Annotated in this window: 11 protein-coding genes; 7 read left to right on the top strand and 4 right to left on the bottom strand. The window is 71.8% G+C overall.

Features of this window, described 5'->3' with window-relative positions:
* The first annotated feature begins 460 nt into the window (after nucleotides 1-460).
* Nucleotides 461-1,255 (top strand): alpha/beta fold hydrolase, encoded by a 795-nt coding sequence (locus ACYVGN_RS10700; protein ID WP_134746187.1) that lies wholly within the window; start codon nucleotides 461-463, stop codon nucleotides 1,253-1,255.
* Nucleotides 1,256-1,260: 5 nt separating this feature from the next.
* Here ACYVGN_RS10700 and bcp read toward each other — a convergent pair whose 3' ends face one another.
* Genes bcp through aroA form a run of 3 tightly spaced genes read right to left on the bottom strand, consistent with a single transcriptional unit; the run spans nucleotide 1,261 to nucleotide 4,137 of the window.
* Nucleotides 1,261-1,737, bottom strand: coding sequence for a thioredoxin-dependent thiol peroxidase (gene bcp / locus ACYVGN_RS10705; protein WP_134746186.1), 477 nt, complete (start codon nucleotides 1,735-1,737; stop codon nucleotides 1,261-1,263).
* A 26-nt stretch (nucleotides 1,738-1,763) separates the two neighbouring features.
* Nucleotides 1,764-2,813, bottom strand: coding sequence for a ribosome small subunit-dependent GTPase A (gene rsgA / locus ACYVGN_RS10710; protein WP_055992553.1), 1,050 nt, complete (start codon nucleotides 2,811-2,813; stop codon nucleotides 1,764-1,766).
* Between the two features lie 10 nt (nucleotides 2,814-2,823).
* A complete protein-coding gene (aroA, locus tag ACYVGN_RS10715) occupies nucleotides 2,824-4,137 on the bottom strand; it encodes a 3-phosphoshikimate 1-carboxyvinyltransferase (protein WP_460790700.1) in 1,314 nt (437 codons plus the stop codon).
* Between the two features lie 109 nt (nucleotides 4,138-4,246).
* On the opposite strand from aroA, the gene ACYVGN_RS10720 reads away from it, so the two are divergent.
* Genes ACYVGN_RS10720 through ACYVGN_RS10730 form a run of 3 tightly spaced genes read left to right on the top strand, consistent with a single transcriptional unit; the run spans nucleotide 4,247 to nucleotide 6,637 of the window.
* Nucleotides 4,247-5,053: a sigma-70 family RNA polymerase sigma factor gene (locus ACYVGN_RS10720; RefSeq protein WP_134746184.1), complete on the top strand. Its 807-nt coding sequence runs from the start codon at nucleotides 4,247-4,249 to the stop codon at nucleotides 5,051-5,053.
* Nucleotides 5,050-5,295, top strand: a complete 246-nt coding sequence (locus tag ACYVGN_RS10725) for a zf-HC2 domain-containing protein (protein WP_055992559.1) — start codon at nucleotides 5,050-5,052, stop codon at nucleotides 5,293-5,295. The genes ACYVGN_RS10720 and ACYVGN_RS10725 overlap by 4 nt, the downstream gene beginning before the upstream one ends.
* Nucleotides 5,296-5,341: 46 nt before the next feature.
* Nucleotides 5,342-6,637, top strand: coding sequence for a GNAT family N-acetyltransferase (locus ACYVGN_RS10730; RefSeq protein WP_460790702.1), 1,296 nt, complete (start codon nucleotides 5,342-5,344; stop codon nucleotides 6,635-6,637).
* Between the two features lie 165 nt (nucleotides 6,638-6,802).
* Here the strand turns inward: ACYVGN_RS10730 and ACYVGN_RS10735 are convergent, their stop codons facing one another.
* The gene (locus ACYVGN_RS10735) at nucleotides 6,803-10,507 is read right to left on the bottom strand and encodes a multifunctional oxoglutarate decarboxylase/oxoglutarate dehydrogenase thiamine pyrophosphate-binding subunit/dihydrolipoyllysine-residue succinyltransferase subunit (RefSeq protein ID WP_460790807.1); all 3,705 of its coding nucleotides are present in this window, start codon (nucleotides 10,505-10,507) and stop codon (nucleotides 6,803-6,805) included.
* Nucleotides 10,508-10,887: 380 nt separating this feature from the next.
* On the opposite strand from ACYVGN_RS10735, the gene ACYVGN_RS10740 reads away from it, so the two are divergent.
* From ACYVGN_RS10740 to ACYVGN_RS10750, 3 genes are all read left to right on the top strand, one after another.
* Nucleotides 10,888-11,367 (top strand): hypothetical protein, encoded by a 480-nt coding sequence (locus ACYVGN_RS10740; RefSeq protein WP_460790703.1) that lies wholly within the window; start codon nucleotides 10,888-10,890, stop codon nucleotides 11,365-11,367.
* Between the two features lie 132 nt (nucleotides 11,368-11,499).
* Nucleotides 11,500-12,879, top strand: a complete 1,380-nt coding sequence (locus ACYVGN_RS10745) for a hemolysin family protein (RefSeq protein ID WP_082543156.1) — start codon at nucleotides 11,500-11,502, stop codon at nucleotides 12,877-12,879.
* Nucleotides 12,876-13,931, top strand: coding sequence for a hemolysin family protein (locus tag ACYVGN_RS10750; protein WP_055992571.1), 1,056 nt, complete (start codon nucleotides 12,876-12,878; stop codon nucleotides 13,929-13,931). Before ACYVGN_RS10745 ends, ACYVGN_RS10750 begins: the two co-directional genes overlap by 4 nt.
* Nucleotides 13,932-13,981 lie beyond the last annotated feature (50 nt).

Genomic DNA, 13,981 nt, shown 5'->3' on the forward strand with positions numbered 1-13,981 from the left:
GGAGACCTCGACGCCTACCCGGGGACCCCGACGTTGCCGACCGCTACACGCTCAGCTGCGATGAGCCCGTAATGTGTGCGCTCCGCCGGACCGCTTGATCAGGCTCCGCGGCGAGCGTCTCCGGAACGGCGGATCGGCCGCCTACTTGCTTCAGCCATTCGGGGGCGTGTGCCAGGAGTCTCTCGACTCGCGACACGCCGCTGCTCGGACGGGCGAGGCACATGAGGAGCGTCGGCGCGATGACCCCGATCGCGATGACGGCCGAAACCAGAAGCGCGAAGAGTTCCGGCCAACGCGCCGCCCAGGCTTCGGTCATCGGCAAGCAACCTCCGGATGGGGCGACAGGGCGTCCTGACAGCATCACCCGGCGCAGTTCCATTCGGGAGAGGTGAATATGTCCTTCCGCCCCTCCGGGGGCGCCCTTCGTCGTTCCGGCGCGGCGACCGGCAGAATGGCGGGCATGGGCGTGCCGCTGATCACCGAGATGCCGGATCCGCAGTTCGTGATGTCCGAGGAGGGGCACCGGATCGCGACCTACTCGTGGGGAGAGGATGACGCGCCCGTCGTGCTCGCCGTGCACGGCTTCGCCTCGAGCTGCCGCGACAACTGGGTCAACACCGGATGGGTGCGCGAGCTGCTCGGCGCGGGGTTCCGCGTCCTGGGTGTGGACCAGCGCGGCCACGGCGCCAGCGACCGGCCGCACGACGCCGCGCAGTACACGATGGACGCGCTCGTGCGCGACATCGAGGTCGTGCTCGACACCTACCTGATCGACACCGTGCGCTACCTCGGGTACTCGCTCGGCGCCCGCGTCGGGTGGCACGTCGCGGTCGAGCTCGGCGACCGCATCGAGCGGGCGGTGCTCGGCGGCATCCCGGACGGGCGTCCGCTGGGGCGCCTGGACCTCGCGCAGGCCCGCGCCTTCGCCGAGCGCGGCGAGGAGGTGACCGACAAGGTCACGCGCAACTACATCACGCTCGCCGAGCGGGTGCCGGGCAACGACCTCCGGGCGATCATCGCGCTCGCGGAGGGCATGCGCTTCGGCGACGCTGACCCCGACCTCGGCCACCCGCCGCAGCAGCGCATCCTGTTCGCGACGGGCACCGAGGACGCGATCCTCGAGGACTCCCGCCGCCTGGCCGCGGCCGTGCCGAACGGCACGTTCGTGGAGGTGCCGGGGCGGCACCACTTCAACGCGCCGGGATCACGCGACTTCCGCCAGGCCGGCGTGGAGTTCCTGCGTCAGGACGCCTGAGCGCGTCAGGCGTCGATGCCGAGGTCCTTGCGCAGCCGCGCGACGTGGCCCGTGGCCTTGACGTTGTAGAGCGCGTGGGTGACGACGCCCTGCTCGTCCAGCACGAACGTCGAGCGGATGACGCCCTCGACGACCTTGCCGTAGTTCATCTTCTCGCCCCACGTGCCGTACGCGCGGTGCACGGCGGCGTCGGGGTCGCTCAGCAGCTCGAAGGGGATCGCGTCGCGCTCGCGGAACTCGGCCAGCTTGGCCGGCTCGTCGCGCGAGACACCCAGCACCGTGTATCCGGCGGCGGCCAGCGAGCCGATGCTGTCGCGGAAGTCGCACGCCTGCGTCGTGCAGCCGGGCGTCATCGCGGCGGGGTAGAAGTACAGCACGACCTTGCCGCCGCGGAAGTCAGCGAGCGAGACCTCGCGGCCGTCCTGGTCGAGCAGGGTGAAGTCGGGGGCGGGGGTACCGGGTTCGAGGCGCGTCGTGGTCACCCCACCAGCCTACGTTCGCGGGAGCGTCAGTAGTCCGTGCGGTCCTTGAACGTCGCCAGGAGGCGCTGCAGCGAGTCGACGCGCTCGGCGGGCAGGCGGCCGTCCGCGACCGCCTCGTTGAGCGCGCAGTCCGGCGCATCCGGCAGGTGCGTGCAGCCGCGCGGGCACTGCTCGGCGACCGCCTCGAGGTCCTTGTAGGCCCGGATGATGTTGGCCGGGTCGACGTGCCCGAGGCCGAACGAGCGCACTCCGGGGGTGTCGATGACCCAGCCCGACCCCGCGGGCCCGTGGTACCGCAGCGACACGGTGGAGGACGACGTGTGGCGGCCGCGGCCGGTCACCTCGTTCACGTGCCCGGTCGCGCGCCGCGCGCCCGGCACGAGCGCATTCACGAGCGTGGACTTGCCCACGCCCGAATGCCCGACGAACACCGTGCTGTGGCCCACCAGCGCCTCGCCGATGGCGTCGACCGGCGCCTCGTCGCGCGCGCTCGTGAAGACCCGCAGGTCGTCGAGGCCCGCGAAGTGCGCGAGGAACGGCGCGGGATCCGCGAGGTCGGTCTTGGTGACGACCATCAGCGGCCGGATGCCCGCATCCAGCGCCGCGATCAGGTAGCGGTCCACCAGCCGGGGGCGCGGCTCGGGGTCGGCCGCGGCCACCACGATGAGCATCTGGTCCGCGTTCGCGACGATGACCCGCTCGACCTGATCGGTGTCGTCCGCGCTGCGGCGCAGCAGCGACGTGCGCTCCTCGATCCCGACGATGCGGGCGAGCGTGCCCTCGGCGCCGCTCGTGTCGCCGACCACGCGGGCGCGGTCGCCCGTCACGATCGGCGTCTTGCGCAGCTCGCGGGCGCGCGCCGCGGTCACCTGGCGCTCGTCCGGCGTGTCCTCGCCGACGAGCACGGAGTAGCGGCCGCGGTCCACGCCGAGAACGCGCGCGATCGTCGCGTCCTCGTGCGCGGGGCGGCGCTTGGTGCGCGGTCGGTTGGCCTTGGGGTTCGGCCGGACCCGCACGTCGCTCTCGTCGTACTCGAGGTCGTCGTCCTCCCCGAGCGGATCGTCGAGCCAGCTCATCCCCGAGCCCTCACGGGCGGACGCCCCGCATCTCGTCCCACAGCTGGGTGAACTGGGGCAGGGTCTTGGCCGTCGTCCCGATGTCGTCGACCACGATGCCCGGCACGCGCAGCCCGATGAGGGCTCCGGTCGTGGCCATCCGGTGGTCGTGGTGGGCCTTCCAGGTGCCGCCGGTCAGCTCGGCCGGGGTGATCCGGATGCCGTCGGGCATCTCCTCGGCGACGCCGCCGAGCGCCGTGACGTTCTGCGCGAGCGCCGCGATGCGGTCGGTCTCGTGGCCGCGGATATGCCCGATCCCGTGGAAGGTCGTGGGGGAGTCCGCGAACACCGCCAGGCCCACCAGCGTCGGGGTGAGCTCGCTCACCGCCGACAGGTCGAGCTCCAGGCCGTGGATGCCGCGCCCGGCGGCGACCGTCAGCGCGCCGCCGCGGCGGCTCACCCGCGCGCCCATCAGCTGCAGGATCTCGACCAGCTGCGCACCGGGCTGCGTGGAGTGCGGAGGCCATCCCGATACGGTCACCGAACCGCCCGTCACCATCGCGGCCGCCAGGAAGGGCGCGGCGTTGGAGAGGTCGGGCTCGATCGCGATGTCCTTGGCGCGGAGCGGCCCGGCCGGCACGATCCACTCGCCCGGGCGAGGGCGCTCCACGTGCACGCCGCGGCGCGCGAGCGCCTCGACGGTCATGTCGATGTGCGGGATGCTGGGCAGTCGCGCGCCCGTGTGCCGCAGGTGCAGGCCCACGTCGAAGCGCGGCGCGGCCAGCAGCAGCCCCGAGACGAACTGGCTCGACGCGGACGCGTCGATCGCGATCTCGCCGCCGCGGATGTGCCCGTGGCCGCGCACCGTGAACGGCAGCGCCCAGTGGCCGCCGTCGTCGATGTCGACGCCGAGGTCGCGCAGCGCGCGGATCATCTCGGCCATGGGGCGGTGAAGCGCGCTCTCGTGCGCCGTGACCGTCACCTCGCCCGACGCGAAGCCGGCGAGGGGAGCGAGGAACCGCATCACGGTGCCGGCCTGCCCGCAGTCGACGGTCGCGGGCGCCGTGAACGGCGCCGCCGGATGCACCAGCAGGTCGGGGCCGAACGGGCCGTCGCCGGGCACCTCCTCGACCTCCACGCCCAGGGCGCGCAGGCCCTCGAGCATGCGGCGCGAGTCGTCGGACTGCAGCGGCGACAGCAGGCGGCTGGGGCCCTCGGCGAGCGCGGCGAGGATCAGCTCGCGGTTCGTGAGCGACTTGGACCCGGGGATGGTCAGGACCGCCTCGAGCGGACCGGCCGCGGTCGGCGCGGCATACTCGCCCTGCGGGGCGTCGGGGGAATACACGCGCGGTTTCATCGGTTCCTACCCTACTGAACGTCCCCATCACCGCCCCGGCCGATCCGGCCCGGAGATGCGGATCCGGACGGGCCCCGGGAACCAGGAGAGGAACCGGATGATCGCCACGCTGTCGCGTCCCGCGCCGGTCGCCGTGCATGCCCTCGGCGTCCCTTCGCGCGGGGGTGGGGCGCACGCGGTCGGGGCACAGGCCGCCGCCCTAGACTGGCGCGTGATGGACGACGAGCGCGATCTGGCCGACACCGACGACGTACGGCACCTGGAGGGCGAGGAGCCGGCGGAGGAGGGCGCGCCGACGGGCTCGCCGCTCACCGCGGCCGAGACGCGCGACCAGTTCCAGGAGCAGGCGCTGCCCTACATGGATCAGCTGTACGGCGCGGCCATGCGCATGACGCGCAACCCCAGCGATGCGGCCGACCTGGTGCAGGAGACCTTCGTCAAGGCGTTCGCCTCGTGGGCGTCGTTCACGCAGGGGACGAACCTCAAGGCGTGGCTGTACCGCATCCTGACGAACACGTACATCAACACGTACCGCAAGCGGCAGCGCGAGCCGTATCAGGGCACGATCGACGACCTCGAGGACTGGCAGCTCGGCGGCGCCGAGTCGACCACGGCGACGAGCAGCCGGTCGGCCGAGGCCGAGGCGATCGACCGCATGCCCGCATCCGCGGTCAAGGACGCCCTGCAGGCCATCCCCGACGACTTCCGGATGGCGGTGTACCTCGCCGACGTCGAGGGCTTCGCCTACCAGGAGATCGCCGACATCATGAAGACCCCCATCGGCACGGTCATGAGCCGCCTGCACCGCGGCAGGCGTCTTCTGCGTGACCTGCTGAAGGATTACGCGGCCGAGCGAGGAATCCAGGCCGCCACCGCTGAGAAAGCCCCGAGGAGCAGGAAATGACCGATTGCGGTTGCGAGAAGGCGCGGCAGGATCTCGAAGAGTACCTCCGCAACGAGGTCTGCAAGACCGAGCACACCGACATCAAGGAGCACCTCGACACGTGCGAGTCGTGCCGTGACGAGGCGCTCGTGGCGCGCACCCTCACCGAGGTCGTGGCCCGCGCGTGCAAGGAGACGGCTCCGGAGGAGCTGAAGAACATGGTGCTCGCGCGGCTGCGCGACGCGCAGGCCGCGGCCCACTGAGTCAAGGGGCACCTGCCCGTCCGGCGGCCTCGCTAGGGTCGGACGCATGGCCGAGTTCCCCGACGTCCGCACCCTCCCGCTCGACGAGATAACGCGCGCCGCGCTCGCGGAGCGCGGCCTCGAGTACCGGCTGATCGAGAACGACCGCGCCGCGGTGATGGACGCGTGGAGCCACGCGGTCCGCCGCGGCTTCGCGGGCCCCGAGCTCTCGGCCGAGGAGATCACCGAGTGGCGCGAGCCCATGTCGTGGCGGCGCGTGACGGGCGTGTACGACCCGGCGAGCCCGCAGGCGGACCGGCCCGTGGCCACGGCCAGCTCGTGGGTGACGCCCACGACCATCCCGGTCGGGACCGTGCCGCTGTGGGCGATCAGCACCGTGACGGTCGCCGGCACGCATCGCCGGCGGGGCATCGCGCGCGGGATGCTGGAGGCGGAGCTGCGCGACGCCCACGCGGCGGGGGTGCCCGTCGCCGGGCTGACGGCGAGCGAGGCGACGATCTACGGCCGCTACGGCTTCGCGCCGGCCACGCTGGTCGCGACGTGGAAGGTCGACGCGCGCCGCGCCGAGTGGATCGGCCCGGAGGCGCCGGGGCGCGTGCAGTACCTCGACCGCGAGGACGCCGCGCTGCTGATCGGCGAGCTGCACGAGCGCACGCTGTCGCAGCGGCTGGGTGAGATCCCCGGCTGGCCGCGCCGCTGGCGCGGTCGCGTCGGCCTGGCCGAGCACAAGGACGACGGGGTGCGCACGGTCCGCTACGTCGACGCGGCGGGGGAGCCGCGGGGCGCCATGGCGTACGCGATCGAGGGGGATCCCGAGGACGACGGACGCGGCGTGCTGACCATCCAGTACCTGATCGCCGAGGACGACGCCGCGCTCGGCGCGCTCTGGCGCTTCGCGCTCGAGCACGACCTGGTGGGGCGCGTCGTCGCCCACATGCGCCCCGTGGACGAGCCGCTCCCGTGGCTGATCTCGGACCCGCGGGTCGCGGTGTCGTCGATCAAGGACCACGGCTGGCTGCGCATCCTCGACGTGCCCGCCGTGCTCGAGGCCCGCTCCTATGCCGCCGACGCGGACCTCACGCTGCGGGTGTCGGATCCGCTCGGCTATGCCGAGGGCACCTGGCGCGTCTCGATCGCGGACGGCCGCGCGTCCGTCACGCCCGACGAGGGCGACCCCGACGTGTCCCTCTCGGTGATCGAGCTCGGCTCGGCCTACCTGGGCGGCTTCGCGCTGCCGGTCCTGCGCGCCGCGGGCCGCGTCGAGGGCTCCGATGCCGCGATCACGGCGCTGGACGCGGCGCTGCGCGTGCCCCGTGCGCCGTTCCTCAGCATCGTGTACTGATCCCGGAGGCTCGCGCCCGCGGCGCGCGCGTCAGCTCAGGGGATCCCGGCTTCTCAGGGCGGGAAGGGCGGTTCCGGTCCTGAGAACCCGCGATCTCCTGTGAAGGCGCGCAATGCGAAGCGGCCGGTCCTCCGAGGAGGGCCGGCCGCTTCGCGTGAGTCGGGCTCAGGACAGCGCGCGCTTCATGAGCTCGGCGTGCTCGACCGCGTGCACCTTCGACGAGCCCGTGGCGGGCGAGGCCGAGGCCGGGCGGGAGACCACGCGGATCTCGCGGCCGAGCTGCGACGCCACCTCGAACGAGATGAACGGCCAGGCGCCCTGGTTCTCGGGCTCGTCCTGCACCCACACCAGCTCGGCGTTCGGGTACTCGGCCAGCACCGCGTTCAGCTGCCCGACCGGGGCCGGGTAGAACTGCTCGAGGCGCACGAGGGCGATCTCGGGGTTCGGGCGCTTGTCGAGCTCGCCACGCAGATCCCAGTGGATCTTGCCCGAGTGCAGCAGGACCTTCTTGACCGCGCCCTTGTCGACGCCGCGGTTGTCGTCGAGCACCGGCTCGAAGCGGCCCGACGTGAACTCCTCGACCTCGCTGGTCGCGCCGCGCAGGCGCAGCATCGCCTTCGGGGTGAAGACGATCAGCGGGCGGCGCGGGCGGGCGTAGGCCTGGCGGCGCAGCAGGTGGAAGTACGACGCGGGCGTGGAGGGGCGCGCGACCGTCATGTTGTCCTGCGCGCACAGCTGCAGGAAGCGCTCGATGCGGGCCGACGAGTGGTCGGGGCCCTGGCCCTCGTAGCCGTGGGGGAGCAGCATGACGACGCTCGACTGCTGGCCCCACTTCTGCTCGGCCGCCGAGATGTACTCGTCGATGACCGACTGGGCACCGTTGACGAAGTCGCCGAACTGCGCCTCCCACAGCACCAGGGCGTCCGGGTTCTCGACCGAGTAGCCGTACTCGTAGGCGAGGGCGGCGTACTCGCTCAGCAGCGAGTCGTACACCCAGAACCGGCCCTGGTTCTCGGACAGGTTCACGAGCGGCAGCCACTCCTGGCCGTTCACGCGGTCGTGGAACGTGGCGTGACGCTGCACGAACGTGCCGCGGCGCGCGTCCTGACCGGCCAGGCGCACCGAGGTGCCCTCGAGTAGCAGCGAGCCGAACGCGAGCAGCTCTCCGAAGCCCCAGTCGATCTGGCCGCCGCGGCTCATCTGCACGCGCTTGTCGAGCAGCTGCTGCAGCTTCGGGTGCACGGTGAAGCCGTCGGGCTTGTTGGCGTGCGCGTCGCCGATCTGGTGGATGACCTCGACCGCGACACCCGTCGTCTCGGGCTCGCCCGCGACCTCGACCTCGGGCGCCTCCGCGTCGACCACGGGGTGCGAGCCGGTCTCGGCGGCGTGCGTCTCCGCGAACGCGATCTCCAGGCGCTCCTGGAAGTCGCGCTTGGCCTGCTCGTACTCCTCCTCGGTGATGTCGCCGCGGCCCACGAGCGCCTCGGTGTAGAGGCGGCGGGTCGAGCGCTTCGCCTCGATGAGGTTGGTCATGAGCGGCTGCGTCATCGACGGGTCGTCGCCCTCGTTGTGACCGCGGCGGCGGTAGCAGACGAGGTCGATCACGACGTCGCGGTGGAAGCGCTGCCGGTACTCGAACGCGAGCTCGGCCACGCGGACGACGGCCTCGGGGTCGTCGCCGTTCACGTGGAAGATCGGGGCCTGGATGGTCTTGGCCACGTCGGTCGCGTAGACCGAGGAGCGGGCATCCTGCGGCAGAGTCGTGAAGCCGACCTGGTTGTTGACGACGACGTGCACCGTGCCGCCCGTGCGGTAGCCGCGCAGCTGCGACATCTGCAGCGTCTCAACGACCACGCCCTGGCCCGCGAAGGCCGCGTCGCCGTGGACGAGGATCGGCAGCCACGTGAACGAGCCGACGGGACGGCGGTCCTGCTTCGCGCGGACGATGCCCTCGAGCACGCCGTCCACGGTCTCGAGGTGCGACGGGTTGGCGGCCAGGTAGACCGCGAGCTCCTCGCCGCCGTCGGCGACGTAGGTGCCCTGCGTGCCGAGGTGGTACTTCACGTCGCCCGAACCGCGCTTGTTGCCGGGCAGGGCGCCCTCGAACTCCTGGAACACCTGGCCGTAGGTCTTGCCGGCGATGTTGGTGAGGACGTTCAGGCGGCCGCGGTGGGCCATGCCGATCGCGGCGCCCTCGAGGCCCGCCACGGCCGCGCCCTGCAGGATGCGGTCGAGCAGAGGGATGAGCGACTCGCCGCCCTCGAGCGAGAAGCGCTTCTGGCCGACGTACTTGGTCTGCAGGAAGGTCTCGAACGCCTCGGCCTCGTTCAGCTTGCCGAGGATCCGCAGCTGGTCGTCGTGGTCGGGCTTGGTGTACTTCATCTCCAGCTTCTGCTGGAACCACTCGCGCTGCTCGTGGTCGTGGATGTGCATGTACTCGATGCCGGTCGTGCGGCAGTAAGAGTCGCGGAGCACGCCGAGGATCTCGCGCAGCTTCATGGTGCGCCGGCCGCCGAAGCCGCCGGTCACGAACTCGCGCTCGAGGTCCCAGAAGGTGAGGCCGTGCGACTCGATCTCGAGGTCGTGGTGCAGGCGCTGCACGTACTCGAGCGGGTCGATGTCGGCCATCAGGTGGCCGCGCACGCGGTAGGCGTTGATGAGCTCCTGCACGCGAGCGGTCTTGTCGACGCGCTCCGCCAGGTCGACGGCGACGTCGCTGTTCCACGCGATGGGCGCGTACGGGATGCGCAGCGCCGCGAAGATGCCCTCGTAGAAGCCGCGCTGGCCGAGCAGGAGCTCGTGCACCTTCTTGAGGAACTCGCCCGAGCCCGCGCCCTGGATGACGCGGTGGTCGTAGGTGCTGGTCAGGGTGATCGTCTTGCCGATCGCGAGCTCGTTGAGCGTCTTCTCGCTCGCGCCCTGGAACTCGGCCGGGTACTCGAGGGCGCCGGCGCCGATGATGCAGCCCTGGCCCTTCATGAGGCGCGGCACGGAGTGCACGGTGCCGATGCCGCCGGGGTTGGTCAGCGAGATCGTGGTGCCCGCGAAGTCGCCCGCCGTGAGCTTGTTGCCGCGGGCGCGCTTGACGAGGTCCTCGTACGCCGCGAGGTACTCGGTGAACGACAGCGTGTCGGCGTTCTTGATGCTCGGCACGAGCAGCGCGCGCGTGCCGTCGGGCTTGGGCAGGTCGATCGCGATGCCGAGGTTCACGTGCGCGGGGGCCACGACCGACGGCTTGCCGTCGATCTCGGCGTAGAACACGTTCTGGCTCGGGAACTCCTTGAGCGCCTGGATGAGCGCCCAGCCGATCAGGTGGGTGAAGCTCACCTTGCCGCCGCGCGTGCGCGACATGTGGTTGTTGATGACGATGCGGTTGTCGATCATCAGCTTCGCCGGGATGGTCCGGACGCTCGTGGCCGTGGGAACGGTGAGCGACTCGTCCATGTTCTTGGCGAGGGTCTTGGGCATGCCCTTGAGGACCGTGACGACGTCCTCCTGCGGCTTCTCGGCCGAGGAGGCCGGCGCGGCCTCCTGCTGCGGCGCGTCGGCCGGGATGGGCGCGGGCGCGGCCGGCTTGGCCGTGGTGCGCGCGACGGGCTGCTGGCCGATCACGGGGACCGGCGCGGTCGGCGGGTGGCCGTTCTGGGCGGCCGAGGGCGCGGCGGCCGGGCCGGCCGGAGCCTGCGCGGGAGCCGCGGCGGCGGGAGCCGCGGGTGTCTCGGACTGGTAGGCCTCGAGAATGGGCCACCACTCCTTGTCCACCGAGTTCCTGTCCGCCTTGAACTGCTGGTAGAGCTCTTCGACGAGCCACTGATTGGCTCCGAACTCCCCGTCGCTCGTGGTCCCGGTGCCCGTTCCCTGGCTCGACACGGCCGATTCGCCTTCTTTCATCGGTGAAAATCCTTGACCCGCGCACCGCTCGAGCGGTCACGCGCGCACGCCCTGAAAGCCTAGCCCAGATCGGTTCCTCCTCTCCTCGGAGGGGCCGCGTACGCAGGTCCTCCCCAGGACGGATGCGCGCCCCCGACGGATGTCGATATGTTGGGCGCGCTGCGCGCCCGGCAGATCAACGTCGAGCCGACCGCGCAGTCGTCCAACGGCGTCACGGTCGACGTCACGGGCGTGGCGCTGTTCAAGATCCGCTCCGAGCCCGAGCAGGTGCGCCGGGCCGCCGAGCGCTTCGCCTCGCAGGACGGCGCGATCGAGCAGTTCACGCCCAGTCCGCCAAGCTCGACGCCGAGGTGCGGCGCGTGGCCGAGGCCGCGACCTACGAGCGCCAGCAGCGCGCGGACGCCGAAGCCTACGAGCAGCAGAAGCAGGCCGAGGCTATCCGCCTCGCCGGCGAGGCCAAGGCCGCGGCGATCAAGGCCGAGGCCGCGGCGATCGCCGAGCACGAGGCGGCGCTCATGGCGCAGCGCGCGATCGAGGCCGTCGTGCCGATGATGGCGGAGTTCGCCAAGGGCTACCAGCGTGTCGGCTCCATCACGGTGCTCGGCGGCGAGGGAGGCGCGTCCGCGCACCTCGCGAGCGAGCAGGCGGTGGGCATGCGCGCGACGTTCGACGCGGTCAAGGCCGCGACCGGCGTCGACCTGGCCGCGATCATCGCCGGCCGCGCGGTCGGCGAGGGCATCGGCGAGGGAATGCGCCCGGCCACCGTCGCGGCGCCGGCCCCGGCCGCGACGCTCGTGGCGGAGCCGGTCACGGCGGCGGGGGACGAGCCGGGGGCCTGACGCGTCGCGGAGCGAAACCGTTCGGCGGATCCATAACCGGCCCCCGTAGACTCGGAGCACTATGGATGACCCTCCCAGTTGCAGTAGTTCGCCCCACAGCCTGACCTCTCCGATCCGGGGAGGTGGATCGAGATGGACCTGATCCTGCTGGGCGTGGGGCTGCTTCTGACGGTCGGCACGGGCCTGTTCGTCGCGAGCGAGTTCGCGCTGGTCAACCTGGACCGCGCGGATCTCGAGGCCCGCCGGGAGCGGGGCGAGTCCCGCCTCGCCATGACGATCTCGGCTCTGCGCCAGACGTCAACGCATCTGTCGAGCGCGCAGCTCGGCATCACCCTGACGACGCTGCTGACCGGTTACACGCTCGAGCCGGCGTTCTCGCACCTGCTCGAGCCCGTGCTCACCACGTGGGGGGTCGCGGAGGGCGCGGTCGCTCCCATCGCGACGGTCGTCGCGGTCGCGATCGCGACCATCCTGTCGATGATCCTCGGCGAGCTCGTGCCCAAGAACTTCGCGCTGGCCCTGCCGCTCGCGACCGCCAAGGTCGTCGCGCCGTTCCAGATCGCCTTCACGACCGTCTTCCGCCCCGCGATCGCCCTGCTCAACGGCAGCGCCAACGCGGTGCTGCGCGGCTTCGGCATCGAGCCCAAGGAGGAGCTGTCGGGCGCGCGGACGGCCGAGGAGCTGTCGTCGCTCGTGCGCCGCTCGGCGATGGCCGGCGTGCTCGAGGAAGACACCGCGACGCTTCTGGATCGCAGCCTGACGTTCGCGCGGCTCACGGCGGGCGACGTCATGACGCCGCGACCGCGCGTGCACGCCGTCGCGGCGGGCGACTCGGCCGATGACGTGATCGAGCTCGCGCGCCAGACCGGCCACAGCCGCTTCCCGGTGTTCGACGACTCGATGGACGACATCGTCGGCATCGTGCACCTCAAGGCCGCCGTCGCGGTTCCGCGCGACCGGCGCCCCGACGTCCCGGCCGCCGCGCTCGCGACCGAGCCGCTGCGCGTGCCCGAGACCGTGCACCTCGACCAGCTGGTGTCCGAGCTGCGCTCGCGCGGCTACCAGATGGCCGTGGTGGTCGACGAGTACGGCGGCACCGCGGGCGTGGTCACGCTGGAGGACCTCGTGGAGGAGATCGTCGGCGAGGTGTCGGATGAGCACGATCGCCGCCTCGCGGGCGTCGTCCGCCACCGCGACTCGCTGACGTTCCCCGGCCAGCTGCGCCCCGACGAGCTGCGCGACCGCGCCGAGGTCGAGGTGCCCGAGGACGACGCGTACGACACGGTCGGCGGCTTCATCATGAGCGTCCTGGAGCGCATCCCGAACGTGGGCGATTCCGTGCGCATCGACGACGGCGTGCTGACCGTCGAGCGGATGGACGGCCGTCGCGTCGACCGCGTGCGGTTCACACCCGACCCGCTGCCGGAGCCCGATCCCGTCGTCCGCAACGAGAACGAGCCGCGGACGTCCCGCGCCGGCCATGACGCGAACGGCAAGGGGGGTGCGCGATGAGCGACTGGGCCGGGATCGCGTGGCTCGTGGTGCTGCTGCTCGCGAACGCGTTCTTCGTCGGCGGCGAGTTCGCGGTCATCTCCGCGCGCCGCTCGCAGATCGAGCCACTCGCGGAGCGCGGGTCGCGGGCTGCGAAGACCGCGCTGTACGCGATGGAGCACGCCACGCTCATGCTGGCGACCTCGCAGCTGGGCATCACGATCTGCTCGCTGCTGATCCTGAACGTCTCGGAGCCGGCGATCCACCATCTGCTCGAGGTGCCGCTGGGGCTGACGGGTCTCCCGGAGGGACTCGTCGACACGGTCGCGTTCGCGATCGCGCTGATCCTGGTGTCGTACCTGCACGTCGTGTTCGGCGAGATGGTCGCCAAGAACATCGCGTTCTCGGTGCCCGACCGCGCCGTGCTGCTGCTCGCGCCGCCGCTCGTGTGGGTGTCGAAGGTGTTCCACCCCGTCATCTGGGTCCTGAACTGGATCGCGAACGGCGTGCTGCGGCTGTTCGGGGTCGAGCCCAAGAACGAGGCGGCGTCGACCTTCACGCTCGACGAGGTCGCGACGATCGTCGCGCAGTCGCGCCGGGAGGGCGTGCTCGACGACGTGTCGGGCGCGGTCGCGGCGGCCGTCGAGTTCACGGACAAGAAGGCGGGCGACGTCGCGGTGCCGCTCGCCGAGATCGTGTCGCTGCCCGAGAACACGACGCCCGAGGAGATCGAGCGGGCGGTCGCGAAGCACGGCTACTCGCGCTACGTGATCGTGGATCCGGAGGGCGAGCCGGTCGGATACGTGCACCTCAAGGACGTGCTCCGCGCCGCGAGCGACGAGGACCTGCCCGAGAAGCTCACACGGCCGATCCCGGCCAAGCGGATCCACCACATGGTGCCGGTGCAGGAGACCACCGACCTGGAGGACGCCCTCGCGGTGATGCGCCGCGCGGGACGTCACCTGGCACGCGTGCGGAACGCGCAGGGCGACACGACCGCCGTGCTGTTCCTCGAGGACATCCTCGAGGAGCTCATCGGCGAGATCGATGACGCGACGCGACGCCGACCCTGACGTCGCTGCGACCGGGTGCGGATCGGCCCCTTCGAGCTCTCGGAAGGGCC

This window comes from Microbacterium lacusdiani (assembly GCF_054779895.1).